This window comes from Psychroflexus aurantiacus (assembly GCF_010820555.1).
GTDB lineage: Bacteria > Bacteroidota > Bacteroidia > Flavobacteriales > Flavobacteriaceae > Psychroflexus > Psychroflexus aurantiacus.
In genome coordinates, this window is the sequence record NZ_JAAIKD010000008.1 from 1 (window position 1) to 25,498 (window position 25,498).

A 25,498-nucleotide genomic window follows, 5' to 3' on the forward strand; every position below is an offset into this window, starting at 1 on the left:
TAACCCGAAGGTCACTGGTTCGAGTCCAGTCCCCGCTACTAGTAAAGACAAGCCTTTCAAGAAATTGAAGGGCTTTTTTTATTTTAGCTAGTACAGAATAAGTACAGAATTCTCGGAATTTTAGCATCAAATAAGTTTTTAGCTTAATTGAGTTTGTTTATTGTCAAAATATATTAAATACTCATTTTTTTGATCGTTATTTATACACACTGAAACTTTTAGTACTCATCAAGCTTCGGATTTAATCAAGTAAGGTTTCAACTTTTTTAATAGTGATATGCTGTAATTTTTAATCACACTAGACTTAGGACTTATGCAAGTAAAAGTCTAAAAAAAATAAAAATGCAGGTGTGGTGAAATTGGTAGACATGCCAGACTTAGGATCTAATGCCGCGAGGTGTGTGAGTTCGAGTCTCGCCGCCTGTACTTATTTAAATCGCATTTGTTGCGTACAAGAGCTTCTCTTTTTGAGAGGCTTTTTTGTTTAGGTACAACAAATGGCTTTTCTAGGTAGTCAAATTTGGTTTGGTCAGAAATGGACCCAAAGAGCTTCATTTCTACTGTAATTAAACTGTTTTTCTTGTATTTAATAAAATTTGTTTCGGTTTAGTACATTTTGTTAGGAATAAAAATATTTGATAATATTAGTAAGTGTATTGTTTATTTTTATTCTAAAAGAAGTTTTAAAGATCCACTAAGTTTAATGGGATGATCAATATCAGTTTTTTTTAGAATAACTTATTCTATTTTCATAATCTTAAATCATTATTATGAAAAATATACTCTTGTTAACGGACTTCTCTGAAAATGCTTTAAACGCAATTGAATATTCAATGAATTTATTCGAAGGCGATAGATGTCATTTTTTTATACTTCACGTTAAAAGTCCTGCTGCATACACAACTGATGATATTATGGCATCAGGAAACGAAAGTATCTATAATATCATTGTTAAAAATCCAAAGGAAGAATTAGAAAGTATGGTATTAGACTTGAAAGCATATTTTAAAACTGAAACTTTTGAGTTTGAAACTATCGTAGACTATGATAATTTAACTGCTGCTATAAATCAAGCTGTAAATGTCAAATCAATAGATTTGATTGTTATGGGTACAAACGGCGTTACTGGTGCAAAAGAAGTCATTTTTGGCAGTAATACTGTCAATGTCATTAGAAATATCAATTGCCCTACTCTCGTAATTCCCGAAGATTTTGTTTTTAGGAATACAAATGAAATTCTATTGCCATTAGATGTTCAAGATGCTTTAAGTGGCAAAGCATTTAGTAATACTTCAAAATTTGCTGAAAGGTTTAGTAAAAAAATACATGTGCTAAGGATTAAACCCAATAGTGAAAATTCACCAGAAGAGAAAAAGGATATAAAACAATTGAGCTATTTTCTTAAAAAAATAAATTCTGAATACCATATAGTTAGCGATATACCTATGAACTATGTCGTGGATTGTTATATACAGACACACAAGATTGATCTCATAGTTTTGTTGGTGCAAAAAGAAACGCTTTTAGAGCGCTTTTTTATAGGCTCACCAACAACTAAAATCAGTAATTCGATTAGGGTTCCGCTTTTAGTATTCCATGCCTAATTTTACCAAGACTAATCAAGCTGAAATTGCTCTCTAGGTTTCTTTGAAATAAACCCTTCTTTTTCCAGAGATTTTATAACCACTTTTACATAATTATTAATGGATTTATTGATGTCTTTTGGATTTACCAAGTCATAAGTCATATACCATATTCTAGGGATGTCTGAGTCATTTTTAAGACTGTATAATGAGGTTTCTATGGTATATACGTTGTATCTGTCATAGAAATTTTGCTTAAAATAAGCATCTTGGTACGCCAGGAAATAACCAATAAATTTCCGTAAACGGTAGTCTAGCTTGGAAGACTTTCCGCTATAAGATATATTGTTCTCTATACCTTTTACTACGGAAATAAGAATGGCATCATACCCAACTTCTATTAATTTATCAATTTGTGCTTCAATTTCCAGCTCGGTTTTTTTTGAATCTTGAAACGATTTCTCAAAAACAACATGACTTTGCAGTGCGTTAACACTTCTGGTATTCAGTTCTTTAATAGTTCTAAATTCGAAAGCTTTACGAGTTTCTGTGTCTGGTGTAACACCAATTACTAGTATGTTTTTAGGAACAAAAGTGGGATATTCTGGGTTTTTACAACTTTTAATGAGTGAAGTTGAAACACAGTTAAAAAATAATGGGATTAATAATATGGGAATAAAGACTCTCATACTTATTCCTTTCTATCTAACAAGTGCCTGTTTTTGTCTTCTTTCTTAATATTTTTAATAATATCGAAAAGTTGTGTCTTGAGTGATTTATATTCTTTTAAGAATTCTGTAATAGCAACGATTAAATCACTATGTTCTTTGGTATAAGCCTTCTCTTCTTCTAACTGATCAATTCCATCGACCATAATTTGCAACTCATTTTCATGAATTTTAACAGCCTCAATAAGTGTGTTGTTTTGTTTTTGTGATCTGTTGATGGCATCAATAATTTCCTTGTTGCTAGAGAATTTACCATAGGCGATTAATTGGGGTGTAAATTTTGTTACCAAATCTTCAAAGAATACGTGTTCATCTTTAATAAAATTCAATTCAGATAACCATTCTTTTGAAGCCTCATGCATTTCCTCAGCGTCTAACCATTCTACGTATTTTAATTGAGATGTTTTCATGATAATTTTATTTAATAAAAAGGCAGAATATATTCCCTCATAATTATATTCTGCCTTTCTTAATTACAAGACTTCAATAACTTTTTTTGGTTTTGCTTTAGCTTCCTCTTTTTTCTGAAGATTTAGCTTAAGGATACCATCTTTGTAAGTTGCTTTTATATTTTGATCAGTATTAACTGATTTAGGCAGTTGCAATGATCTTTTAAAAGAATTGTAACTAAATTCTTTACGAGTGTAATCTTCTTGCTTTTCTTCAGTTTCTTTCTTTTTTTCACCGCAAACATTTAGTATGTTTTCATTGATGCTAACTTCAAAATCTTTTTTTGAAAAACCAGGTGCCGCAAATTCAATTTCAAAGTCTTTTTCATGTTCTTTTACATTCATTGCTGGCATTAAGCTATCTTCTTCAAAAAAATCATTGTTGAAAAAATCGTCGTTACTTAAAAAATTTTTTAAGCTGTCATTATTCCAAGAAGGGAATAGTCTGTTTCTGTTGTTAAATTTAATGAGTGACATAATTTTATAATTTTGGATTAAACATTATTACTGTCACTAAATTACTTACTCAGGCGCTATATTAAAATGATAATTATCAGTTTAATAGAAAATTATATATAACCAATCAGGTATGTTTAATTGTACTTTGTAGATACTGAAATAACTGCGATTTAAAATTGCTTATTTCTGTTAAAAAATCAAAGGCACGTTGTTCTAACTTATCTTGTTTTTTTGTAAAAAATACATCACAATCTAAATCATCACATTCTATTTTATTTGAAATATCATTGTAGTGGCTAATTAGATCGACTAATAAGCTTTCTAGAGTGTCAATATATAAATCAATTTTTTTATCATAGACCATTAACGTTTCGAATAGATTTATGACTTTAGGCTTAAAATTGTTTGTTTCAATTAAGAATTTACAGAACCTCAATTCGTCACGTAATTCTTTGAGCCTGATCTTGTACAGGTCAATATTGTAAAGTAGCTCATCAATATTTTTATCATTGTTAAAGCTGATGTATTCTATATTTGCTTCCATAATTATATGTATTAAACAAGTTCTTTAATTGCATCCGTTAGCTTAGGAATTTTAGCATCCCAATTGTAGGTATCTTTCAGTTTAACTCTAAAGGCGTCAAGTGCTGTGGGTTCGCCATGAATGAGATATACATTTTCTGGTACGTTTTTAATATGGCTAACCCAATCCAATAAATCCTGTTGGTCCGCATGAGCCGACAGACTTTCAATATGTTTAATAGTGGCTCTTACAGGATAATACTTACCGAAAAAACGAATTTCGTGCGCACCTTCTTGAAGTTGCCTGCCGCGAGTGCCTTCTGCTTGATAGCCAACTAATAAAACTGTGGTCGATGGCTCATCAATAAGTTGCTGTAAATAGGTTAAAACTCTTCCGCCTGTAACCATGCCACTTCCGGCAATTACAATTTTAGACCGCTTGTCGTCAATAGTTTCCCAAGTTTCTTTGTAAGATTGAATGATATTAACATGTTTACACATGGCATTATAGTCTTGAACTGATAATTTATGCCATTTCGGAAAACGTTTAAAGACATCCAAAACATTATTGCCCATTGGACTATCTACAAATATTGGTATGTTTGGAATTCTGTTTTTTTGATACAATTTCCATAAAATAAACATTAGTGTTTGTAATCGCTCAACAGCAAAGCTCGGAATAATGAGGTTGCCCTTTTTATGTATAGTTTCTAAAATAATTTCCGTTAGTATATCTTCAATATTTTCTACTGGATGTAATTTATTACCATAAGTACTCTCAATAAATAAAAAATCTGCCCATTCAGGTCGTTTAGGATTATTTAATAAATAATCGTTAGTTCTACCTATATCACCAGAAAAGACAAACCGCTTACCGTTAATGTCTAATTCTATAAAGGTTGCACCTATAATATGACCATTGTATTGAAACCGGAAAGCAATATGTTCTGATAACTGAATCCATTTATCTCCTAGCTCAACTTTAAATCGCCTTATGGCATTTTCGGCATCTATAATGGTGTAAAAAGGTAAAGCAGGATAATGTTTGGTGTATTTTTCCTTGTTTGCCTTTTTAGCTTCTTCCTCATGTATTTTAGCACTGTCCTTTAATATAATTTCTGCTATGGCCAAGGTTGGTGCGGTACCTATAATCTTTCCCTTAAAACCTTGTTTTATTAGTCTTGGTAGGTAGCCAACATGGTCTAAGTGGCCATGAGTCAATAAAACTAAATCAATAGATGAAACATCAACGGGAAGATCTTCCCAATTGAGTTCTCTCAGTTCCTTCAAACCTTGAAACATCCCGCAATCTATGAGGATGTTTTTTTCTGAGGTTTCAATTAAAAATTTTGAACCTGTTACAACACCTGCTGCACCTAAAAAAATGACTTTTACAAATTTTTCCATATTACTATTTTATGAACTGCATAATTGAGATATCTCATCGAGAATTTTCTTTTTTCTAGTTTCTGAAACGCCTAGATGATCTAAATAAAATTTATCATTGATTAATTCTCTAGATAGCACAACAGATCTACTTAAGAGAAATTGTTTTTCACGTTGAGTCAATAATGTAGATACGGTTATGGGATATAATCCCAAGCGGTCAATCCTATCTTTGAGACCGTTGTTTTTTGGGTAATCCCAACTCAATAAGTACAGGCCACAGCAGTTGCCGTATTCTAAAGCGTCTTGGGTAAATCTTGTATTGGTAACAACCCAGCCTTCAGTGAGCGATGCTTTGTCCTTGGATGTCTTGGTCCAATTAGCCTTAACATCAAGATATCTTGAGTTGATATATAAAGGGATTTTAACATTGCAATTAGGGCCTTGATCGCTATGAAATTTACATTCTATAAGCGTTGCTTCAGAATTTTTATGTGCTATAACGTCAATTTCGTGCGATACACATTTTCCTTGTAAAATTGTACCAACTTCGGTTTTGTAGCCGGAATAATCTAAAATTGCACTTACAAAACGCTCAAATGGGAAACCTGTAGGTCCTAACTCGTAGATTGCTTTTTTGAGTTTATATTTTGAAGCAAAATGGCTTTTGTTTTTTTTAAGTAAAGCAAAGGCTCTATTGTATATTTCTTTGGTAGATATGCCTTGGTAAAGCTCATCATGGACTTTGTCTAAAATTTGATTGACAACGTGCTCATCTGCACCAGATCTTTTTAGTGAAGCACGTAATTTTTCTAATGAAAATTTTACTTTTTCACCAGAGGATTTGATAATATCTATATTAGAAATGTTCATAATTTTGTTTTACTGTTTTAATTAACAAAATTGTCAAACCATTACTGACTTGACGCAAAGAAGTCTCTTACCCAAGCTTTAATTCGGTTGTCTGTCATACTATCCGCTTTTTTTACGGCTTTAATTTTCATAGCCAAAGTATCATTGTTTTCCTGTAATGTTTTAGCAAATCGCTCATTGGTTTTCGCGGGACCAAAAAGGACTATTTCACTAGAATCATTTACCTTGTCAGTAATGGCTTTCAAGTAGGCTTTAAACTGATGCTTTTCACGCTCTAAATATTTGCTGTCTTGAACCACATCTTGGGGACTACCTTTAAATCGTGTTCCAAAACCACCATGGATTTTATAATGTTCTATATTAAATTGAACGGTTTCAAATTTCTCAGTTTTACCATCAATCGTCACAATATGTGCTTTGTCCTTATCTAGCCAAATGCCTGTTTTTTTTCATAATTTCTAATTTCTTAAATCGTGCATAACCAAAATCGGGACTTTAGCATGAAACGATATGCTTTTTACTAATGGATCAGTTAAGATACTTCCAAAAAAAGCGCGTTTTTTATTAATAAAAGCAACCATATCACTATCTCTGCTTTCAATAAAAATATTTATAGCTGTTTCAACCGAGTTGTGCGATAAGAAATGTGTTTTGTACTTTGTACCCTCTAGGATTTCTTCTAACAACTGTTTGTTTTCTTTTTGTTCTTTACTTAATTTGTCTTCTTCAGAAATATGAAGTACTATTATGGTTGCATCAGATTTTTAAGCGATATCTGTTAGATAACTTAATTCTCTTTTTTTATAATGGGTCTTGTAACTGGTTGGGAATACAATTTCCTTAGGTATATCCGATTTTGCATGCAGTGGCACAACAATTACAGGGCAATTACGAACCTTTTCCATTACGTAGATTGCTGTGCTGCCAAAAGTGGTTGCTCTAGAATAAGTTTCGCCTTTGGTGCCCATGACAATCATTTCAATATCTTTTTTTTCTACAACATCTTTAATTGCTTCTATTGGATTGTTAAAAACAGAGATGGTTTTAAAATGGTGCTTGGGATTGCCATCCTTGGATAAGGCAACCATATCAAAAATTTTTGATAAACCATTTTCGGAATCTGATTTTCTTCTTTCATACAATTCGCTTCCAGGTTCCATATTCATTAAGTCTTGCATTATGTTACCACCTGCTGTGAACACGTTTAACAAATAAATGTCACATGCATCATTTTTATAAAGTTCTATGGCATAGCGCATAGCTTTTACAGCGTTTTTAGAAAAGTCTGTAGGGATTTAAACTTTTCGTCTCATTGCTAAAATGTTTTTATTGTTAAGATAAAATTAGTCTATCAAACCTTAGATTTAAATGATATATATCAGATTGAACAAGGAATAACCAATACAGGAACAATAGGCTTGAAACCTATTTTTTTAATGATAGGCTCTTTTACTATTGATTCTATGAGACTGTGCTTATAGTTAATCATCGCAAGCATATTGATGTCTAGTTCTTCAATAAAATCATTTATTTCCTGAGTTTTTTTGGCATAATCTGGCATCCAATGAAAACTACATTCATAATTTTTAAGATAGCTTTTTAACATCTCAAGATTATATTCTTGTATTTGGGTTAGCTTATCTTCTTCGTTTATATGAAGAACTCTTATTTTAGAGTTGTAGAGTTCTGCCAAATGTTTTATAGGTAATAGTTCTTCACCATAAAACCGATTAAAATCTGTTGGAAATGCAATCTGCGTTGGCTTAACAAAGTCAAATTCGTCAGGTACAATAAGTATAGGACAGTTTTTTATTTTTTTAATCATCCGAACCGTAATGCTTCCTAATAGAAAACCTTTTGCGCCAGTAGTACCTTTAGTTCCCATGACGATGATGTCGATATTGTATTTCTTCATAGCGGTATCGATAGCGCCTTGCAAACCTTCCGTACTTAAAATGATCTCAAATTCATGATTGGCATTAGCGTTAGAATTTTCTGCTATAGACTTTAAATCACTTAATTCTTTTAGCGCATTATCAGAGATGACTTTTAATAGCTTGTTTGAAAAGTTGGACATCGTCGAGACGGTCATCTTGGTAGAATGAAGAAAAAAGAATTTACACTCTTTTTCTTTATAAAGCTGAAGTGCATAAACTGCCGCAGACCATGCATTGTCTGAAAAATCTGTGGGTAATAGTATGTTTGTTTTCATGGTTAAATCAAATAATTATAATAGTTATATTTTATCAAATTTTGAGGGAATGATGTAAATCTTATGATTTATGTTTCTGTAGGAATAACTAAAAAAGGCACGTTTAAATGAAACCCAATTTGATTAATGGTATTCTTGAAAAATATATTCTCAAAAAATGAATGTTTGTTGTTTATCATAGCCAAGAGGTTGATTTTATGCTTAATTTGAAACTCATTGATGGCATGGGTGATTTCCATCGTATGAATATCATGAAATAAATAAGCTGAGCCTTTAAACATGGATTCCAATTTGTCTTTATTCCGCTGTTGTTTTTCGTTAAGTTCATAGCCAGACGATACGTGCATGGTATTAAGCCTAGCATTATTTAATTTGACGATTTCCTTTAAGATTTTTAAAGAAGAGTGTTTATACAAAGCTTCTAAATCAGTTGGGAATAATATTTCATGAGGTGCTTCATAAGTAAAGTCAGATGGTATAGCTAAAACAGGGCATTTAACATCTTTAAATATATGAACCGTATTTGAGCCAAACAGAACTTCTTTAGCACCTGTGGCACCTTTAGTTCCCATAACTATAAGATCAATCTCAAGTTGTTTTACAGAATCTCTAACACTAGAAAGCAAAGTGTCAAATTTTGCATGGGTTTGAAAATGGTGTTTCTCGTTTTTTGTAAACTCAGAATTAATTCTTGAAACCACTTTGAATAGGTTTCTTCTTGATGTGTTTCGAACAGCATCAACTAAACCAAATTGCTCAGGATATTTGATAACGTAATCTAAACGGTATATGGCAGGTGTATATGCATTTAATAAATGAAATGCACACTCTTCATCTTTAAATAATTCAAGTGCGTAAATGATAGCATTCCATGAGTTTTCTGAAAAATCTGTGGGTAAAAGTATCTGTTTCATGATGATTGATTTTTAAGCATTAATAGCGTGCCATATTTTGCATTGCTAGTAATGGTATTTTTAAGTCCATACTTACCTTATCAATATTTGATGGGAAAAGCATATCTTCTAAAAAAGAATGTTGGGTATTGACCATTGTAATCATGTCAATATTTTTTTCTTTAATATAAGTTTTGATGGTATCTGCTATTTTTTTGCTGTCCTCATGACAAAAGTTCACTTCATTATCACATAGTACATTAGCTAAAAAGTCCTTATTGTCTTCTTGTCTGATGGATAGTTTTCGACTAGTAGATACGTGCAAAACATCTATACAACTTCTGTACGATTTGGCAAGAATTGATAACAGTTTTAGTTCGCGACGTTTGTAAGGCATCATATAATCTGTTGGGAACAAAATACGTTTAGGTTGCGTATTGTTATAACCAGAAGGAATAGCTAAAACAGGGCATTTTACATATTTTAAAACCTGAAATGTTTGACTGCCAAAGACAATATGGCGTTCATCTGATTTGCCTTCAGTTCCCATGACAATTAAATCTAAATTTTTGCCATCGGCAATAAGATTTGCTTCTTCTACAAGCGTATTGTAAGCTGAAATGGTATGATAAATAAATCTAGGATTTGGTCCTATTTTTTTTACTTCTCTTATCAGGTTTTCTAAATTGGTATTCGATTCATTTCTAATGCCCTCTAAAACATCATTAAATACTTCGCGAGAGGTCAAGTCATCGTGGTCGTAAAACTCATTCTGATAGGCGTGCATGAAGTAAAACGTTGTTCTTTGATATTTAAAAAATTCTAGCGCATATGTGATGGCGTTCATAGAATTTTCTGAAAAATCTGTTGGAAGCAGAATGGATAGCATGATAATTGTTTTTAGATTTCATTGATAAAATTAAAGTGTAAAAAGTCTAAAAACTATGATATATATCAGATGGTCATTTTAACAATCTTTGCTGTTATTTAGGCTACATTTTTGAAGTATTTGATGGTCCTTACTACCATATCTATATATGGTGATGCCTTTTAATTTTAAATTCCAAGCACTCATATAAATATCTGAAACCTCTTCAATTGTTGCTGTCTCTGGAAGATTTATGGTTTTTGAAACTGCATTGTCGGTATAGTTTTGAAAAGCTTTTTGATGTTTTAAATGGTATTCCCAGGGTATATCCAAGCTGGTTTGAAAAATTGCTTTTATGGATTTTGGTATTGATGTTAAGTGTTGAATGCTTCCAGTGTTTATGACTTCACGTTCTATGACATCAGACCATAGATTTAAAGCTTTCATTTTCTGAAGAAAAAGCGCATTGACTTCGGTTTGTGTTTTTCCACCTAATATGCCCACTCTGTTGTAAGCCAAAGCGAATAAAGGTTCAATTGAGTAGGATGTATTCGCTATTACTGAGATAGTACCCGTAGGTGCAATGCTATTGCAGGTTGCATTGCGTAGTTTTTGACGTGGATAATGTAAACTGTCTTTCCAATTAGTAAAAATATCACGCTCTATTGAAAGCTGTTCTGAAGCTTTATAGCTTTCTTTTTTAATAAACGACATGAGTTTTTCAGCTAATTGAATGGCTTCCTCAGATGCATAAGGTGTTTCTAATAAGATGAGTAATTCTGCCCAACCCATAACGCCTAATCCCATTTTTCGGTTTGCCATTGTTATGGACTTTATCTGTGGTATTAAATAATGGTTTACCGTAATAATATTATCCAAAAATCTAACAGATAAATGGATGGTTTTAGCAAGCGTTTCCCAATCTACTTTATAAACACCATCATGAGATTTTAATATTTTGGATAAGTTGATTGAGCCTAAATTGCAGCTTTCATAATCAAGAAGTGGTACTTCGCCACATGGATTAGTGCAGGATATTGTTCCCGCTTTTGGTGTTGGATTGCTGCTATTTATGGTGTCCAAAAAAATAAGCCCTGGATCGCCAGATGACCACGCCTCTTTTATAATCAGTTCCCAAATGGCTTTAGCGCTAACGGTTTTTTTCACCTTTTTGGTTCTAGGATTTACGAGTTGCCAATTGAGATTGTGAATAACGGCATTCATAAAAGCATCAGTAATACCAATCGAAATATTAAAGTTCTCAATGGCTTTTTTGCTCGATTTAGACTGTATAAAGTCCATAATGTCAGGATGGTCAATATTGAGTATTCCCATATTGGCACCACGACGTTTGCCGCCCTGCTTAACTTGTTCCGTGGCTGCATCATAAATTGTCATAAAAGCTAAAGGACCAGAAGACGTCCCGCTGGTAGAAGTTACTAAATCGTCTTTTGGTCTTAATTTTGAAAAATTGAAACCTGTGCCACCACCACTTTGGTGTATCAATGCTGCGTTTTTAAGTGTGGTGAAAATGCTATCTAAACTGTCTTCTATGGGCAATACAAAACAAGCGCTTAATTGACCATTTTTGCAACCTGCATTCATGAGTGTTGGTGAGTTGGGTAAGAACTTTAAGCTGCTTAAAAGCTCATAAAATTGTGCTTTGTGGAATGATTTTTTTTCTTCATTACTCGATACAAACTTTGCAACGCGCCTTAACAAAGCTTGAGGTGTTTCTATTAATCTACCTTTTTTATCTTTTAAAAGGTAACGTTCTTCTAAAATCTGAATGGCATTTTTGGAAAAAACACTCATGATATTTTTGGCGTTATAAATAGGGTTTTAAAATCCCTTTTCTTTTTTTGAGCTGTTTTTCTAAATCACTAATGGTGTTTTTAACAGCCATTTCATAATTTTTTTCGTTAGAAGATGCAAATAGTCTTGGACCAAAAAGACTCAATTCACATTCACAAATTCTGCCGTTTCCTTTGGGATCATTTTCTTTCTTAAAAAATACTTCTGCGTTAATAAGCATGTCGTATTGGCTTTAAGACTTTCGCTTGTTTGCATATTTACAAATTGGATATTTATTTTCATATTTAGATTCTTAACAGGTTCTGATATAAATCTATGGCATGAGCTCATATAATGAAATGATAAATATCATTCAGAAAACTAATTATTGGATTGTTGTGCGATCTATGCTTTTCGTAATCTTGAATTTTCATTTGTATAAAACAAAAAACGGGAAGCGTGAACTTCCCGTTGCAGAAGCGATTAAATTGCTATAAAACCCATTTCGATTAGATAACACTTAAAACGCTTCATGACCTCTTAATCATCTCTAATTGATAATCAAGCAGTTTACTTTAAAAGAAACGGGAAGCTTAAGCTTCCCGTTTCAACTGAAACATTCAATTTTATTAGTTAACCTTTTCTTATCGCTTGTTGTTAATCCTGATGGATTTCAATAAGCTTTTCAGTTAAAAAATAGCTTCAAACATTTCATAACGTTAATTTTCATTTCGCAACAAAAAAAAACGTGTAATTTATAAAAGCAGGAAACCTAAGCTTCCTGCTTTCTGGAAAAGTTTAATATTATTGATTCTCTCACAGCACTTCCGATAGAATTTTTTATTGCTAAAAAAGACCGGAACCATAAGCCAAACAATAGCTTAAAACTATCCATAACAGATTTTACATTTTGCAACGATAAAACCTGTGTTTTGTTAAGAAACAGGAAGCCGAAACTTCCTGTTTCCTGACTAGAGCTTAATGTCATTATCTGCTGGATTTCATTTTAAAACAACTTTATTTCAAAAGCTATTTTTAAAGTCGATAACACCACATAATAGTTTTAAACCCTTTGTATGGTCTATAAAGTCTTACGATCTATAAACCTATATTTTTAAAGTTTTTTAGTAACTCAAAGAACGTTTTCTAATTATAGCATAAAGATACACTAGCTTTAGGGTTTAAAATATGATATATATCAGTTTTGGAAATTTTATTAAAAAAACATCCAACTAATAGTAGTTAGATGTCTTTCTGATTAATAGCAAAAGAGTTTTAAATCCTCATAATTATCAAATCAAAGTAAAACGTTTCATTTTGTGTTATTTAAATTTATACAGGCACAATCCCATAAACCTCATTCAGTAAAAAGATACCAACTAAAAATAATAAGGTATAAATGACTTGCACCATTTTAATGTTGATAATTTCTAACCATTTAACTGTTTGCTCGGGAAACATGAATAAGGCTAATCCTAAAAATAGCGATGTCCAACCTATAAGTGTAATGATGATTTTGTAGCTAGGTTCCCAAATATTGTGGAATAGCGTATTGAGTAATCCGACGATAATAGCCATAAATGAAAAAATAATCAAAAATTTTTCATCCTTTAAGTCATTGAATATTTGTTTAATACGTTTTGGATTGACACTTAATATAAAAAAGAAAATGATAAGATACCATCCCCAAAATTTTGCTAAGAATATTGAACTGTCCATAATAAAAGTGATTTATTCGTGCAACACCAAAAATGGTATATCTGTGTGATACGTTATTTTTTCAACCTTAGTGTGAAATAGGATATTTTGAAAATAATTTAGGTTTTTAGCGACCATAACAATCATATCAATATCTCTGCTTTCTACAAAGCATTGTATGGCGTCCTTGACTTTTTTATTGGTAAGAAAATGGAAACTTGGACTAAACTCTTCAAAATAGTCATTGAGTAATTCCCTGTTGTTTTGTTGTTCAGGATTTAATGATGCGTCTTTGTTTTGAATATAAATAATTCTTAGGTTGCTCTTTACGTCTTTTAAAATATCAGTCAAGGGTTGCAGTATATTGATATCATATGAAAGGTTAAAATCTGACGGAAATGCAATTTCCTTCAACGCATTGTACTTTGCATATTCTGGTACAACCAATGTGGTGCATTTTACTTTAGTGATAACATCACCAGTATTACTACCTACAATATATTCCTTAAGGCCTGATGCGCCTTTTGTACCCATAACAATCATGTCTATTTTCTTTTCTTCAACATGTTTTCTTATAGATTCTAAAAAGAAATAGTTATCAGTGAGGGTGTAAAAGCGGTGTTTTTTATTAGGTCTATGATTCTCGCTAATTTCCTTTAGCAGTTGTCTTAATTTATTTCTTGAAGGTTTTGTGTAATTCTCTTCGATAACCTCTGCTGTTGGCATATAACTTTCTAAACCAGCAACCATGCCTTCAATTCTGTTAACATGAAGCAGGTAAAAATTACATTCCGAAGATTCAAAAAAATCGATGGCATAAGAAATGGCATTCCATGCGTTTTCAGAAAAGTCCGTAGGTAATAAAATATTCATCATTTAAATTTCTTAGTATAAACAAATCTAAAATGATGCTAACTTTTAAAATATGATATTGGTCATATTAGTTAAATAAGTGAAATACTAATAGATATCTTGTAATTTCTGTAGATCTAAAACTTTGATGTTCCTTCCTTCCATTTCTATGAGGCCCTGCTTTTTAAAATCGGACATGATTCTGATCAAGGTTTCTGTGGCTATACCAGCAACACTTGCCAAATCATTACGCGAAATTTTGATAGGATCTTCTGGTTTTGAATTGATTTTTTCTGCAAACCTTAAGATGGTCGAAGCTGTTTTTCTTTGTACAGAACTGTAAGCCATTTGCAGCAATTGGTCTTTAACTTCAGTAAGATCATCGGTTAATAGTTGGATGACCTCTAAGGTAACTTTGTGGTTTTTATCCAATATGTCTTTTAACTCGGTTTTAGAAACACCAACCATCTCAACATCCTTCATAGCGGTTGCGGTTTCCCTATAAGGAATGTTTTGGGTAAAGGACGTATAGCCAAAGAGGTCATCTTCTTTATGCAATGCAGTAGTTAGCTCTTTTCCGTTTTCGTCAAATTTGTAACATTTCACAAAACCCTTTAAAACCAAATAGATATAATTAGAATTTTGTCCTTCCTTATAAATAACATCGTTTTTACTATAGCTCAATAATGTTCCGTTATCATCAAAGAAGTTTTTTAAATCATTTAAGGTTCTTAATTCGTCTTCTGTATTAGCAGAATTGTTTTGAGAAGATTTTCTTTCATCTTTTAAGATTGCTGCTTTTGCAGTCCTACTTTCAATTGCACTTATTATTTCATCTTCACTAAAAGGTTTTGTGATATAATCGTCAGCACCCAAATCCATACCTTTTCTAACATCTTGTCGCTCTGTTTTTGCAGATAAAAATATAAAAGGTATAAACTTGGTGTCATGATGCTTTGATAATCCCTCAAGAACACCATAACCATCAAGAACAGGCATCATAATGTCGCATATAATAATGTCTGGTTTAGTCTCTTTTGCACGGTCTAGACCTATTTTTCCGTTGGCTGCCGTTAGTACTTCATAGTCTGAAAGCTCTAAAAGTTCTGCGGTATTTTCTCTTAATACGGTATCGTCTTCTATAAGTAATACTTTTTTCATGCTTGTGCTTTGTTGGGAAGTTCTACAATGAACGTTGATCCTCTATTTTCAATGCTTTCAAAAGATATGGTTCCATTTAGGTTTTCTAGATGGTCTTTTACTATGTTAAGTCCAATCCCTGTGCCTTGCATCAGTAATGCATTTTCTGCTCTAAAATATCTATTGAAAATATTCTTTTGGTCGTTCTCTGGAATACCTATACCATTATCCTTAATTTTTAAAATCGTAGTAGTTTCATTTTGATCAATATTGATATCTATAACTGTATCTTCTGGCGAATACTTAATGGAATTATATATTAGGTTAGACAGAGTCAGTTCCAATATTTTTTCATCTTGATGTAATGAGATATCATCTATGTTTTGAGGGTAATTAATTTGTTGCCCATTTTTTAACAACATATTGGCATTATAAATAACTTCATTTAAAACTTTGCTTAATTTAAAGGTGGTAAATTTATAATTGATTTTTCCTTTTTCTAATTTTTCCACAGAAAGGAAATCATTGAGAATATTATTGAGGTAGTGTACTTTTTCTGAAATTGTATTGATATGCTTTTCACGTTTGTCTTGCTGTTCTGTTAACTTATATTTAGTCAGTAGCATAGTTGAAGTTAAAATACTACTCAAGGGTGTTTTAAACTCATGCGAAACCATAGATAAAAATTTTGTTTTTAGTTCATTGAGTTCTTTCTCTGCTGCAAGAGCGGTTTGTAGCTCTTTTGTTCGTGTTTCAACCGTTTTTTCTAATTTTTCTGTATGGGATTTCTGTTCGGTTATATCCAATATGATAGCAACAAAAACATCTCTATCGCCCAATTTAGAACGTTGCAAGTGTACGTTCACAGGATAAGTACTGCCTGATTTACGTTGGTGTACGGTCTCAAATTCAATTTTTTCAACATTGCCTTTAGATAAAAGTTCTATTTCCTCTCTAAATTGTGCTTCATTATAATCGGGTTTTATATCTAAAGGTGACATGGATTCCATTTCCGCTAATGTGTAACCTATATTTTTTTGCGCACCATGATTGACATTGATAAATTTTAAGCTTTTGGCATCAAATACGTAAATCTCATTGAGAGATTCTTCAAATATCTTAGCCAAATGCGTTTTTTCCTGCTCTAGTTTTTTTCGTTCTGTAATGTCAATCACCAAAGCCATGATATAATTTTTGCCATAAATCCTAAACGGATTTAAACTCGCTTCAATTGGGAAGACACTGCCATCCTTTTTAGCACCATAAATATCGCGTCCGTGACCCATACGACGTTGCTCACGGTTTTTTATAAAACCTTTAAAATGTTCACCATGTTTAGCGTGATAATTTTGAGGAATCAGAATATTTAAGGACTGGCTAGGTAGTTCATTTTTCTCATACCCAAACATTTGCTCAGCTGCTTTATTGACTTCAACAATATTTTGATGTTCATCAACTATAACAACGCCCTCAGACACTGAGTCTAAAAGAATGTTAAATATTTCTTGGTCTTGTTGAAACATAATATTGGTAGAATTGAATACTAAAGATACTCAATCCAATTAAAATATTAGAGTCAAGTTTGTTAGGGCCTATAATTTTTTAGCTGATTAATATCATTCTTTGTGACGAACGAGATTTTTAATTTTACTCAATAATTAAAACTCAAAAAAATGACAACTGCAAAGAAAATGACCCTACAGTTCTATCGAAATCTCGGTAAACTTTTTTACGCTATTGCAGCAATAGATGGTAATGTTAGACCTGTAGAAATTGATAAATTAAAAGAATTTGTTAAAGAACATTGGTTGGATATAGATGATATTGATGATGTTTTTGGGACAGATGCTGCTTACCAAATTGAAGTTGTTTTTGACTGGCTCAATTACGACGAAGAAATTGATATTAATGCTTGCTACAACGATTTTGTGGTGTACAAGAACAAACAAAGTCATCTATTTACCGATGAGGTAAAAAAACTGATTTTAAAAACAGGTTCAGGTATTGCGCATGCCTTTTCTGGCATTAATAAGTCGGAATTGATGCTCATGGCAAAATTGGATATGGAATTAAAAAAAGCTTAGGATGAATTACTACTTCAGCAAAACCGTAAACGGTAAATTTGAAACTATCGAAAGTAAGGTAAAAGCTTTATTGAAGCATCAAGGTTTTGGTGTACTCACAGAGATAGATATGAAAACTACTTTAAAAGAGAAACTCAATGAAGATTTTAGGAAATACAAGATTTTAGGAGCTTGTAATCCGCCTTTTGCTTTTAAAGCGTTACAAGCAGAGGATAAAATTGGGACTATGTTGCCATGCAATGTTATTATACAAGAGCATTCCCATAATAAAATAGAAGTGTCTGCCATAAATCCTATGGTATCTATGAAAGCTGTGGAAAATTCTGCATTAAAATCTGTTGCGCAAGAGGTAAGTTCTAAACTTGAAAACGTGATAAATACATTAGAAAATGAAAAGTAGCTTTAATAACATTATTAACTCTAAGACACCTGTTTTAGTAGATTTTTTTGCCGATTGGTGTGGACCTTGCAAATCATTAGCGCCAATATTAAAAGCTGTAAAAGAAGAGCTAGGAAATAATATAAAGATTGTGAAAATTGATGTTGATAAAAACCAACCTTTGGCATCGAAATATCAGGTAAGAGGTGTGCCAACCATGATTTTGTTTAAAGACGGAAAACAAGTTTGGAGACAATCTGGAGTGCTACAAAAAAGTGAAATTATAAATATCATCAGTTCAAATTAATTTAAAATTATGAGCACGCATATAGAAGCTAAAAAAGGAGAGGTTGCCAAAACAGTTTTACTGCCAGGAGACCCAATGCGTGCTAAATGGATAGCCGAAACATTTTTAGATAACCCAAAATGCTATAATGACGTACGTGGTATGCTTGGTTTTACAGGTGCTTATAAGGGTAAACGCGTTTCTGTACAAGGTACAGGTATGGGTATTCCATCCGCGCTCATCTATTGCCACGAACTTATTAACGATTATGGTGTAAAGAATTTAATTAGAGTTGGTTCAACAGGTTCCTTTCAAAAAGATATAAAGATTAGGGATATCGTTATTGCTACGGCAGCATCTTCAACTTCAGGCATCAATAATTCCCGTTTTATAAATGCCGATTATTCGCCAACCGCAAATTTTGAATTGTTTATGAAAGCAGCACTTTACGCCAAAGAAAATAATACACCTGTTAAAGCTGGTAATGTCCTATCTGCTGACGAGTTTTACGAGGACGACTATGACAGTTACAAGATTTGGGCAGATTTTGGTGTACTGTGTGTAGAAATGGAAACCGCAGGATTATATACCATTGCAGCAAAGTTTAATGTCAAGGCACTTTCCATTTTAACCCTATCAAATTCTCTGGTAACTAAGGAACGTACTTCAGTTGGCGATAGAGAAAGTACTTTCGGTACGATGGTAAAAATTGCTTTAAATACCTTTTGATTGTCAAAAAAGCTTAACATACAGATCTCGTTTTTTATATGATAAATATCATTTTATGAGTGCAAGTTTATCACTAATTTTAAGGTATAATTCTTAAAATTTGAACTCATGAAAAACGCAAAATTCATCTTAATAATTATACTCACTATCCCAATTTCGGGACTTTCGCAATCTCTTAAAAACCTTGATTATGTTTCACCATTCCATAATGGTTATGCAGCAATCAAAAAAGATAATCAATGGGCTTTTATTAATACCAAAGGTGCTATTGTTGTAGATTTCAGGGATGATTTAGTGGCTACATCAATTGAGAATGTGAACTATCCAATTTTTAGTGAAGATCGCTGTTTGGTTATCGAAGTAAAAAATGGCATATCCTATTTTGGCTATATAGATACTTCTGGAAAAACCGTCATTGAACCTCAATTTTTGAACGCCACCAATTTTAGTAAGGGAGAGGCTATTGCATTAAAATTGTTTAAAGAAACTGTGGGCAAAAATAAGGCTTTAGGAAAGGACGTGGTTTATTATAAATATTTTGAGGTTACCATTGATACTACAGGTACTGTGGGTAACCATTTGACTCAAAAAGGTGTTAATGTGGTTCTGGATAAATCATACTTAAAAAAGCCACCTCAAATTACTTCAAAACATATTTCAGAAAATTTATATGCTATTAAGCATAAAGACAAGACTTGGACAATAATCAATTACAATGACTAACGTTTTAATCTGCGTTATAAATGAAAGCTAATTTAAACTTAGGTAGCATTTCTGGAATTAAACTAAAAATCCATTGGACATTTTTTCTGTTATTTGCTTGGATTATTTTTGATGAACTTAAACGTGGTGGTAATACAGACAGTATATTGTTTCATATAGCTTTTGTGTTGGCAGTTTTTTTATGTGTTGTACTGCATGAATTTGGGCATGCGCTAACCGCAAAACGTTTTGGCGTTAAAACGGAAAAAATAATCCTACTTCCCATTGGCGGTATGGCGAGTTTCGATAAAATCCCTGAATCACCAAAACAAGAACTGCTCATTGTTATTGCAGGACCTTTAATTAATGTGGTTATAGCAATTTCGCTGTATTTTATTGTTCCAGTGGAAGCGCTTTTTAACCACAGTTTTACAGATGCCTATGACATTTTTGCAAGCTTTTCATTTCAGAATTTCTTGTTCTTTTTATTTATCGTCAACGTTGCTTTGGTGGTATTTAATATGATACCTGCGTTTCCAATGGATGGCGGAAGATTATTAAGAGCACTACTAGCCCTTAAAATGAATCGAGCAAAAGCCACCCAAATCGCAGCGAGTCTTGGCCAGTTTATAGCTGTTGTATTTTTATTGGTTGGCTTGCTGTACAATCCATTTCTTGTTTTTATAGCCTTATTTATCTTTTTAGGTGCGTATGGAGAAAACCAAATGGTTCAGCAAATGGAATTACTTAAAGATCATACGGTTGAGGAGGCGATGTTACTCAATATCACAACTTTTAAGCCCAATGACTCTATAGATTTAGTGATTAACAAAATTATTTCAGGTACCGAAACCAACTTTGCTGTAGTTAAAGATGGCATCATTGAGGGTATTTTACACTACAGAAAAATAATAGAAAATTCCAATAAGAATGTATTGGTTGAGGCGGTTATGGACACCTCTTTTAAAACTGTTAAACATACAGATAACCTCAAGTGTATATACCAGCTTATTTATAGTGGCAAACAGAAATATATTCCAGTAGTCAATGAGGGAAAACTTATGGGAGCAATTGATGCCACTAACTTAAATGAATATATAGCATTACAATCTAAACTAGCGTATTAAACATGAAAGCATTGTTTTTTATTAGTATTCTATTGTTAGCTTCATCTTGCACAGATAAGCAAGATAAAATTTTGCCTACAGAACAAGCATTGACGGAATCTGTGTATGCTTCAGCAACTGTTCAGCCAGATAGTCTATATCAAGTTTTCGCAATTGTTTCAGGGATTTTAGATGAAGTTTTAGTAGAAGAAGGTGATACCGTTTATAAAGATATGCCTTTGTTTCAAATCATTAATAATGCACCAAAATTTAACAGTCAAAATGCCAAATTTGCATTAGACCTCGCTAAAGAAAATTATAATGGTAGTGCTGCAATTTTGAGCAGTATAAAAGACGAGATTGATGCTGCCAGGCTTAAGTTTAAAAATGATTCCGTTAATTATTACAGACAAAAAAATCTTTGGGATCAACACATAGGTTCAAAAATGCAATATGATACTAAAAAGCTTAATTATGAATTGGCTTCAAATCAATTAAAGCTTCTCGAAAATAAGTATAACAGAACTAAAAATGAGCTAAAAACCGCAGTGAAACAGGCTCAAAACAATTATAACATTGCATCCATAGCGAGTAATAATTTTACAGTTACCAGTAAAATGGATGGAAAAATATATGCAATTTTTAAAGAGCCAGGTGAGATAATAACAAGTATGGAAGCCATAGCAGCAATAGGAAGCGTCAGTCGTTTTGTAATAAAACTGTTGGTGGATGAAGTGGACATTGCTAGGATCAATACAGCTCAACACATTTTAATCAATTTGGAAGCTTATGCAGATACTGTTTTTAAAGCCCAAGTATCTAAAATTTATCCAAAAAAAAATGAGCGCAATCAAACGTTTACAATTGAAGCTATTTTTATAAAACCACCTGAAATATTATATCCAGGACTTTCTGGTGAAGCTAATATCATCATAACCCAAAAAGAAAAGGTACTAACTATTCCAAAATCCTACTTAATGGACGACAACAAAGTAAAAACTGACCAAGGCATCATAGAGATTAAGATAGGTCTGAAAAATATGGATGCTGTCGAAATCCTTTCAGGAATCAATAAAGACACATATATCTATAAACCAGATAAATGACTAATTGGAGCATCATATTAGGTATTGCAAAAACGCATTTACTCACTAAAATAAAGCAAACATCCATTGCAGCATTGGGTGTTACTTTTGGTATTGGTTGTTATATAACGTTAGTCTGTTTTATGACAGGTTTAAATACTATGCTTGACGATCTAATATTAAACCAAACACCACATGTTCATATTTATAATGAGATTGAACCTGCAAAACAGCAACCAGTGTCGCTATACGATGATCTTAATAATGGTTTCAATGTCATACACTCAATCAAACCAAAATTAAGTCAGAAAAAAATCCATAATGCCATACCTATTATCCATTATTTAGAAAACGACGATAATGTGCGTGGTGCAGTTCCGCAGGTAAAAACCCAAATTTTCTATATCGCTGGTTCGATAGAAATTGGTGGTAATCTCACAGGTATCAATGCAATTGACGAAGCAAAATATTTCAATATGGGAGATTATATTATAGAGGGTTCTGCAGAAGCATTACAAAATACAGATAATGGTATTTTATTAGGTATTGGTATTGCAAAAAAGATGGCTTTGAAAATTGGAGACCGCGTTCAAGTAAGCCCAATAAATGGCGGCATTTTTCCTTTGAAGATTGTAGGTTTTTATCAAAGCGGTATTGCAGATTTAGATGCCATTCAAAGTTTTACAAACATTAAAACGGTACAGCGTATTTTAGGAGAAGCCCATAATTACATCACAGATATTAATGTGAAGTTGTTCGATATAGAGAAGGCTGTGCCATTGGCTAAAACAATAGAGCAACAATTTAATCTTAAGGCTATAGACATCAAAACGGCTAATGCGCAATTTGAGACCGGAACAACTATTAGAAACCTCATTACTTACGCTGTATCTATTACACTTCTTATTGTTGCTGGCTTTGGTATTTATAACATACTAAATATGCTCATCTATGAAAAAATGAATGACATTGCTATTTTAAAAGCTACAGGGTTTTCTGGTAATGATGTGCAACTTATTTTTATGAGTCAGGCTATGATTATAGGTTTTGTTGGTGGTGTTTTAGGATTACTCATAGGTTTTGGATTAGCAAGTTTAATAGAAACCATTCCATTTCAGACCGAAGCCTTACCAACGGTTGAAACGTATCCTATTAATATGAACCCGTTATATTTTGTAATCGGATTTTTATTTGCGATGCTCTCAACATTTTTTGCTGGTTATTTACCCTCAAAAAAGGCAAAAAAAATAGATCCTGTAAAAATCATTAGAGGCCAATAGTATGAGTATTGTTTTAGAAGCTAAACATATCAATAAATTTTTTAAGAAACCTGTAAAGTTTCATGTGTTGAAGGATATCAGTTTTCAAATTAAAAAAGGAGAGTTTGCGTCCATTATGGGAAAATCAGGTTGCGGAAAATCGACCTTACTTTATATTCTATCTACAATGGATACAGATTATGACGGTGAGCTTTATCTCAATAATGAACTTATTACTGGGCAAGATAGAACACATTTATCTCATTTGCGGAATAAGCACATAGGTTTTGTATTTCAGTTTCATTATTTGCTTTCAGAATTTTCGGTATTGGAAAACGTGATGCTTCCTGCAAAGAAACTAACGGAAAAAACAAATCAAGAGATTGAAAATGATGCCATGCAAAAATTGAAAATTCTAAATATTGAGCATTTAGCTAAAAAAAGAGCGTCGCAAGTCTCTGGTGGAGAAAAACAACGTGTCGCCATTGCTCGAGCTTTAATCAATAATCCGTCAATTATTATGGGAGATGAACCAACAGGAAACCTTGACAGCTATAATGCCGAAAATGTCTTTAACATTTTTAAACAGTTAAGTGATGAGCAAGGCTTGTCACTTTTGGTAGTGACTCACGACAAGGATTTCGCCAATAAAACGGATAGGATTATTCAAATGAGAGATGGTCGTATTATAGGTTGAAAAACTATTTTCTATAGAGTGATATTTATCATATTTATTCAACTATTTGCATGCTATTTTTAATAAAATATTTTAATTATGAAAAAAAATATGGGAAAGGCAGATAAGACTATTCGATTTTTAGTCGCTGCAGTAATCGTTATCTTATTCGCAACGAAAGTCATTTCTGGAACTTTAGGTGTCGTCCTGTTAATTCTTGCAGGAGTATTTCTACTCACAAGTTTTATTAGTTTTTGTCCTTTATATGCGCCATTTGGTATAAGCACATGTTCTTTAAAAGATAAGCATTAGGGTCTGATATCAATTGACTATTTTTTTACTTGTAAGAGTAATTGTTTTTGGAGGAAAGTGAACAATTAGGTTAAAAAATCATAAGAATTCTGTTTTTGTAAACTTTGGTAGAAATTTTAAAAACATCTAAATGGCATATATCGATTATTATAAAGTACTCGGCATTTCAAAGACTGCCACTGAAAGCGATATCAAAAAAGCCTATCGGAAACTGGCACGTAAATAGCATCCGGATCTAAATCCAAATAATAAAGATGCAGAGCTAAAATTCAAGCAGATTAATGAAGCCAACGAAGTATTAAGCAATGCTTTTGTGTTTAAAGGACCAATCTATAATTATTCACAAGATTTTCCGTTTATATGGGATCAATTCAATCTGCCAATTCGCTATGGCTCTGATATGGACCTTGCAAAATCCTTTGTTATAACCATTGCTTCAGAAACACTTTCAGATTATACTAGAGCATCCAAAGCAGAATGGGAGGCAGTCGTGAAGAAATATTATATTGAAGATGCTGAAGTTGAGCCTACACTTGCCATTAGGCTTACCGATAATTGAGTTGAGTACAATTTACGATATATTGTAGATTACAAAAAAAGACGAATGACGAGACATATTCTTCACGATAAAATTTGTAAAGCTTTTGAACAAACCAACGAAAAAGTAGTATGGGCATCTACAACTCTGGAACTCATTAAAATCCCTGAGTTAAAAGTAACTTCAGAGGAGGCCAAAAAATAATAATCATTAGAAATTTAGTCACCATCAATAAGCTGATGTTCTTCTAAAGATTTGATAATAGCTTTCACATAATTGGTTACTGTAGTGTTGACTTCACTTGGGTCGACAATATCATAAGAAGCAATCCAAACTAAAGATTTATCATTATTTTCTTTTAGGTTGAACATGGATGCTTCAATATGATAAACCTTATACTTAGAATAGTAACCCTCAAGGTGGTAAATATTTTGATACCTGTAGTAATAAGGTCCAAACTGTCGCCAGTTATAATAAACTCTAAAGTTGTCGCCACTATAATTTACTTTCTCATCAACACCTTTTACAGCAGAGATTAATACGGTATCAAAACCCTCATTGGAAAGTCTTTTTATTTCGTTTTCAATCTCTTCTTCAGTTTGTTTAGAATTTGTAAATGTTGGTTTAAATACAGCGTAGCTTTCAACAGCTTCAACGCCTCTATTGGTAAACTCTTTTTTTAGTTGCTCTTCAAATAGTCGTCTTCCGGAAATGTTATCGGTAAGACCAATTAGTAATACTTTTTTTGGCTTATATTCTTTATGAGCTTCACTAACCCAACTGTCAGTAACTCTAGCAGAAGAACAACTTCCTAATAATAGTACAGCGATAATGTAAATAGATACTTTCATGATTTTTAATGTTTTATCACATAAAATTATTTGA

General features: G+C 32.4%; 32 protein-coding genes, 1 tRNA gene and 1 pseudogene. 15 read left to right on the forward strand and 19 right to left on the reverse strand.

Annotation, left to right across the window (positions count from 1 at the left end; genetic code table 11):
• Positions 1-344 precede the first annotated feature (344 nt).
• Positions 345-426: transfer RNA gene (locus tag G3567_RS12490), tRNA-Leu, on the forward strand.
• 344 nt (positions 427-770) lie between these two features.
• A complete protein-coding gene (locus G3567_RS12495; RefSeq protein ID WP_164005657.1) occupies positions 771-1,604 on the forward strand; it encodes a universal stress protein in 834 nt (277 codons plus the stop codon).
• A gap of 11 nt (positions 1,605-1,615) precedes the next feature.
• Here G3567_RS12495 and G3567_RS12500 read toward each other — a convergent pair whose 3' ends face one another.
• The 18 genes from G3567_RS12500 to G3567_RS12580 form a co-directional block, all read right to left on the reverse strand.
• The gene (locus G3567_RS12500) at positions 1,616-2,272 is read right to left on the reverse strand and encodes a hypothetical protein (protein WP_164005658.1); all 657 of its coding nucleotides are present in this window, start codon (positions 2,270-2,272) and stop codon (positions 1,616-1,618) included.
• Positions 2,273-2,274: 2 nt separating this feature from the next.
• Positions 2,275-2,721, reverse strand: a complete 447-nt coding sequence (locus tag G3567_RS12505) for a hypothetical protein (protein WP_164005659.1) — start codon at positions 2,719-2,721, stop codon at positions 2,275-2,277.
• 63 nt (positions 2,722-2,784) lie between these two features.
• Positions 2,785-3,237, reverse strand: coding sequence for an Hsp20/alpha crystallin family protein (locus tag G3567_RS12510; protein WP_164005660.1), 453 nt, complete (start codon positions 3,235-3,237; stop codon positions 2,785-2,787).
• Between the two features lie 106 nt (positions 3,238-3,343).
• Positions 3,344-3,763, reverse strand: coding sequence for a hypothetical protein (locus tag G3567_RS12515; protein ID WP_164005661.1), 420 nt, complete (start codon positions 3,761-3,763; stop codon positions 3,344-3,346).
• Positions 3,764-3,774: 11 nt separating this feature from the next.
• Positions 3,775-5,148, reverse strand: a complete 1,374-nt coding sequence (locus G3567_RS12520; RefSeq protein WP_164005662.1) for an MBL fold metallo-hydrolase RNA specificity domain-containing protein — start codon at positions 5,146-5,148, stop codon at positions 3,775-3,777.
• Positions 5,149-5,157: 9 nt separating this feature from the next.
• On the reverse strand, positions 5,158-6,000 hold the full coding sequence (locus G3567_RS12525) for an ATP cone domain-containing protein (protein WP_164005663.1): 843 nt from the start codon (positions 5,998-6,000) through the stop codon (positions 5,158-5,160).
• 41 nt (positions 6,001-6,041) lie between these two features.
• A complete protein-coding gene (locus tag G3567_RS12530) occupies positions 6,042-6,407 on the reverse strand; it encodes a hypothetical protein (protein ID WP_205521232.1) in 366 nt (121 codons plus the stop codon).
• Positions 6,408-6,458: 51 nt separating this feature from the next.
• Positions 6,459-6,686: a hypothetical protein gene (locus tag G3567_RS13495; RefSeq protein WP_235923594.1), complete on the reverse strand. Its 228-nt coding sequence runs from the start codon at positions 6,684-6,686 to the stop codon at positions 6,459-6,461.
• 78 nt (positions 6,687-6,764) lie between these two features.
• On the reverse strand, positions 6,765-7,295 hold the full coding sequence (locus tag G3567_RS13500) for a universal stress protein (protein ID WP_317164184.1): 531 nt from the start codon (positions 7,293-7,295) through the stop codon (positions 6,765-6,767).
• A gap of 83 nt (positions 7,296-7,378) precedes the next feature.
• Positions 7,379-8,212, reverse strand: a complete 834-nt coding sequence (locus G3567_RS12540) for a universal stress protein (protein ID WP_164005664.1) — start codon at positions 8,210-8,212, stop codon at positions 7,379-7,381.
• Between the two features lie 68 nt (positions 8,213-8,280).
• The gene (locus G3567_RS12545) at positions 8,281-9,126 is read right to left on the reverse strand and encodes a universal stress protein (RefSeq protein ID WP_164005665.1); all 846 of its coding nucleotides are present in this window, start codon (positions 9,124-9,126) and stop codon (positions 8,281-8,283) included.
• Between the two features lie 19 nt (positions 9,127-9,145).
• Positions 9,146-9,994 carry a universal stress protein gene (locus tag G3567_RS12550; protein ID WP_164005666.1) on the reverse strand — a complete coding sequence of 283 codons (849 nt, stop codon included), beginning with the start codon at positions 9,992-9,994 and terminating at the stop codon, positions 9,146-9,148.
• A 78-nt stretch (positions 9,995-10,072) separates the two neighbouring features.
• The gene (locus G3567_RS12555) at positions 10,073-11,788 is read right to left on the reverse strand and encodes an adenosylcobalamin-dependent ribonucleoside-diphosphate reductase (RefSeq protein ID WP_164005667.1); all 1,716 of its coding nucleotides are present in this window, start codon (positions 11,786-11,788) and stop codon (positions 10,073-10,075) included.
• A gap of 13 nt (positions 11,789-11,801) precedes the next feature.
• On the reverse strand, positions 11,802-12,008 hold the full coding sequence (locus tag G3567_RS12560) for an HPF/RaiA family ribosome-associated protein (protein WP_317164182.1): 207 nt from the start codon (positions 12,006-12,008) through the stop codon (positions 11,802-11,804).
• Between the two features lie 1,091 nt (positions 12,009-13,099).
• A complete protein-coding gene (locus tag G3567_RS12565; protein WP_164005668.1) occupies positions 13,100-13,486 on the reverse strand; it encodes a hypothetical protein in 387 nt (128 codons plus the stop codon).
• A gap of 12 nt (positions 13,487-13,498) precedes the next feature.
• Positions 13,499-14,341, reverse strand: a complete 843-nt coding sequence (locus G3567_RS12570; RefSeq protein ID WP_205521233.1) for a universal stress protein — start codon at positions 14,339-14,341, stop codon at positions 13,499-13,501.
• Between the two features lie 84 nt (positions 14,342-14,425).
• On the reverse strand, positions 14,426-15,478 hold the full coding sequence (locus tag G3567_RS12575) for a response regulator (protein WP_164005669.1): 1,053 nt from the start codon (positions 15,476-15,478) through the stop codon (positions 14,426-14,428).
• Positions 15,475-16,980: a sensor histidine kinase gene (locus G3567_RS12580; protein WP_164005670.1), complete on the reverse strand. Its 1,506-nt coding sequence runs from the start codon at positions 16,978-16,980 to the stop codon at positions 15,475-15,477. Before G3567_RS12580 ends, G3567_RS12575 begins: the two co-directional genes overlap by 4 nt.
• A 150-nt stretch (positions 16,981-17,130) precedes the next feature.
• On the opposite strand from G3567_RS12580, the gene G3567_RS12585 reads away from it, so the two are divergent.
• The 13 genes and pseudogenes from G3567_RS12585 (at position 17,131) to G3567_RS12645 (ending at position 24,817) form a co-directional block, all read left to right on the forward strand.
• Entirely contained in the window at positions 17,131-17,541 is a 411-nt protein-coding gene (locus G3567_RS12585; RefSeq protein WP_164005671.1) for a hypothetical protein, read from the forward strand.
• A 1-nt stretch (position 17,542) separates the two neighbouring features.
• Positions 17,543-17,941 carry a DUF302 domain-containing protein gene (locus G3567_RS12590; protein WP_164005672.1) on the forward strand — a complete coding sequence of 133 codons (399 nt, stop codon included), beginning with the start codon at positions 17,543-17,545 and terminating at the stop codon, positions 17,939-17,941.
• Complete coding sequence (trxA, locus tag G3567_RS12595; protein WP_164005673.1) at positions 17,931-18,227, forward strand: thioredoxin; 297 nt, start codon at positions 17,931-17,933, stop codon at positions 18,225-18,227. The genes G3567_RS12590 and trxA overlap by 11 nt, the downstream gene beginning before the upstream one ends.
• A gap of 9 nt (positions 18,228-18,236) precedes the next feature.
• Positions 18,237-18,935 carry a purine-nucleoside phosphorylase gene (deoD, locus tag G3567_RS12600; protein WP_164005674.1) on the forward strand — a complete coding sequence of 233 codons (699 nt, stop codon included), beginning with the start codon at positions 18,237-18,239 and terminating at the stop codon, positions 18,933-18,935.
• A gap of 108 nt (positions 18,936-19,043) precedes the next feature.
• Positions 19,044-19,658: a WG repeat-containing protein gene (locus tag G3567_RS12605; RefSeq protein ID WP_164005675.1), complete on the forward strand. Its 615-nt coding sequence runs from the start codon at positions 19,044-19,046 to the stop codon at positions 19,656-19,658.
• A gap of 20 nt (positions 19,659-19,678) precedes the next feature.
• Complete coding sequence (locus G3567_RS12610) at positions 19,679-20,764, forward strand: site-2 protease family protein (RefSeq protein WP_164005676.1); 1,086 nt, start codon at positions 19,679-19,681, stop codon at positions 20,762-20,764.
• 2 nt (positions 20,765-20,766) lie between these two features.
• Entirely contained in the window at positions 20,767-21,849 is a 1,083-nt protein-coding gene (locus G3567_RS12615; RefSeq protein WP_164005677.1) for an efflux RND transporter periplasmic adaptor subunit, read from the forward strand.
• The gene (locus tag G3567_RS12620; RefSeq protein WP_164005678.1) at positions 21,846-23,108 is read left to right on the forward strand and encodes an ABC transporter permease; all 1,263 of its coding nucleotides are present in this window, start codon (positions 21,846-21,848) and stop codon (positions 23,106-23,108) included. The genes G3567_RS12615 and G3567_RS12620 overlap by 4 nt, the downstream gene beginning before the upstream one ends.
• Position 23,109: 1 nt before the next feature.
• The gene (locus G3567_RS12625) at positions 23,110-23,784 is read left to right on the forward strand and encodes an ABC transporter ATP-binding protein (protein WP_164005679.1); all 675 of its coding nucleotides are present in this window, start codon (positions 23,110-23,112) and stop codon (positions 23,782-23,784) included.
• A 78-nt stretch (positions 23,785-23,862) separates the two neighbouring features.
• Positions 23,863-24,075 carry a YgaP family membrane protein gene (locus G3567_RS12630; RefSeq protein ID WP_164005680.1) on the forward strand — a complete coding sequence of 71 codons (213 nt, stop codon included), beginning with the start codon at positions 23,863-23,865 and terminating at the stop codon, positions 24,073-24,075.
• Positions 24,076-24,205: 130 nt separating this feature from the next.
• Positions 24,206-24,382: pseudogene (locus tag G3567_RS12635) on the forward strand (DnaJ domain-containing protein); the annotation flags it as partial.
• 6 nt (positions 24,383-24,388) lie between these two features.
• Positions 24,389-24,634: a hypothetical protein gene (locus G3567_RS12640; protein WP_164005655.1), complete on the forward strand. Its 246-nt coding sequence runs from the start codon at positions 24,389-24,391 to the stop codon at positions 24,632-24,634.
• 45 nt (positions 24,635-24,679) lie between these two features.
• Entirely contained in the window at positions 24,680-24,817 is a 138-nt protein-coding gene (locus G3567_RS12645) for a hypothetical protein (RefSeq protein WP_164005656.1), read from the forward strand.
• A 14-nt stretch (positions 24,818-24,831) separates the two neighbouring features.
• Here the strand turns inward: G3567_RS12645 and G3567_RS12650 are convergent, their stop codons facing one another.
• A complete protein-coding gene (locus G3567_RS12650; RefSeq protein WP_164005681.1) occupies positions 24,832-25,464 on the reverse strand; it encodes a DUF4136 domain-containing protein in 633 nt (210 codons plus the stop codon).
• Positions 25,465-25,498 lie beyond the last annotated feature (34 nt).

Bases quoted from the DNA above. Each gene is read 5' to 3' on its own strand.
- G3567_RS12575 (WP_164005669.1), bottom strand. From the start codon at position 15,478: ATGAAAAAAGTATTACTTATAGAAGACGATACCGTATTAAGAGAAAAT.
- G3567_RS12565 (WP_164005668.1), bottom strand. From the start codon at position 13,486: ATGGACAGTTCAATATTCTTAGCAAAATTTTGGGGATGGTATCTTATC.
- G3567_RS12645 (WP_164005656.1), top strand. From the start codon at position 24,680: ATGACGAGACATATTCTTCACGATAAAATTTGTAAAGCTTTTGAACAA.
- G3567_RS12585 (WP_164005671.1), top strand. From the start codon at position 17,131: ATGACAACTGCAAAGAAAATGACCCTACAGTTCTATCGAAATCTCGGT.
- G3567_RS12525 (WP_164005663.1), bottom strand. From the start codon at position 6,000: ATGAACATTTCTAATATAGATATTATCAAATCCTCTGGTGAAAAAGTA.
- G3567_RS12620 (WP_164005678.1), top strand. From the start codon at position 21,846: ATGACTAATTGGAGCATCATATTAGGTATTGCAAAAACGCATTTACTC.
- G3567_RS12540 (WP_164005664.1), bottom strand. From the start codon at position 8,212: ATGAAAACAAACATACTATTACCCACAGATTTTTCAGACAATGCATGG.
- G3567_RS12610 (WP_164005676.1), top strand. From the start codon at position 19,679: ATGAAAGCTAATTTAAACTTAGGTAGCATTTCTGGAATTAAACTAAAA.
- G3567_RS12515 (WP_164005661.1), bottom strand. From the start codon at position 3,763: ATGGAAGCAAATATAGAATACATCAGCTTTAACAATGATAAAAATATT.
- G3567_RS12570 (WP_205521233.1), bottom strand. From the start codon at position 14,341: ATGATGAATATTTTATTACCTACGGACTTTTCTGAAAACGCATGGAAT.
- deoD (WP_164005674.1), top strand. From the start codon at position 18,237: ATGAGCACGCATATAGAAGCTAAAAAAGGAGAGGTTGCCAAAACAGTT.
- G3567_RS12615 (WP_164005677.1), top strand. From the start codon at position 20,767: ATGAAAGCATTGTTTTTTATTAGTATTCTATTGTTAGCTTCATCTTGC.
- G3567_RS12630 (WP_164005680.1), top strand. From the start codon at position 23,863: ATGAAAAAAAATATGGGAAAGGCAGATAAGACTATTCGATTTTTAGTC.
- G3567_RS12580 (WP_164005670.1), bottom strand. From the start codon at position 16,980: ATGTTTCAACAAGACCAAGAAATATTTAACATTCTTTTAGACTCAGTG.
- G3567_RS12510 (WP_164005660.1), bottom strand. From the start codon at position 3,237: ATGTCACTCATTAAATTTAACAACAGAAACAGACTATTCCCTTCTTGG.
- G3567_RS12605 (WP_164005675.1), top strand. From the start codon at position 19,044: ATGAAAAACGCAAAATTCATCTTAATAATTATACTCACTATCCCAATT.
- G3567_RS12550 (WP_164005666.1), bottom strand. From the start codon at position 9,994: ATGCTATCCATTCTGCTTCCAACAGATTTTTCAGAAAATTCTATGAAC.
- G3567_RS12625 (WP_164005679.1), top strand. From the start codon at position 23,110: ATGAGTATTGTTTTAGAAGCTAAACATATCAATAAATTTTTTAAGAAA.
- G3567_RS12560 (WP_317164182.1), bottom strand. From the start codon at position 12,008: ATGCTTATTAACGCAGAAGTATTTTTTAAGAAAGAAAATGATCCCAAA.
- G3567_RS12555 (WP_164005667.1), bottom strand. From the start codon at position 11,788: ATGAGTGTTTTTTCCAAAAATGCCATTCAGATTTTAGAAGAACGTTAC.
- G3567_RS12500 (WP_164005658.1), bottom strand. From the start codon at position 2,272: ATGAGAGTCTTTATTCCCATATTATTAATCCCATTATTTTTTAACTGT.
- G3567_RS12650 (WP_164005681.1), bottom strand. From the start codon at position 25,464: ATGAAAGTATCTATTTACATTATCGCTGTACTATTATTAGGAAGTTGT.
- trxA (WP_164005673.1), top strand. From the start codon at position 17,931: ATGAAAAGTAGCTTTAATAACATTATTAACTCTAAGACACCTGTTTTA.
- G3567_RS12505 (WP_164005659.1), bottom strand. From the start codon at position 2,721: ATGAAAACATCTCAATTAAAATACGTAGAATGGTTAGACGCTGAGGAA.
- G3567_RS12545 (WP_164005665.1), bottom strand. From the start codon at position 9,126: ATGAAACAGATACTTTTACCCACAGATTTTTCAGAAAACTCATGGAAT.
- G3567_RS12520 (WP_164005662.1), bottom strand. From the start codon at position 5,148: ATGGAAAAATTTGTAAAAGTCATTTTTTTAGGTGCAGCAGGTGTTGTA.
- G3567_RS12590 (WP_164005672.1), top strand. From the start codon at position 17,543: ATGAATTACTACTTCAGCAAAACCGTAAACGGTAAATTTGAAACTATC.
- G3567_RS12495 (WP_164005657.1), top strand. From the start codon at position 771: ATGAAAAATATACTCTTGTTAACGGACTTCTCTGAAAATGCTTTAAAC.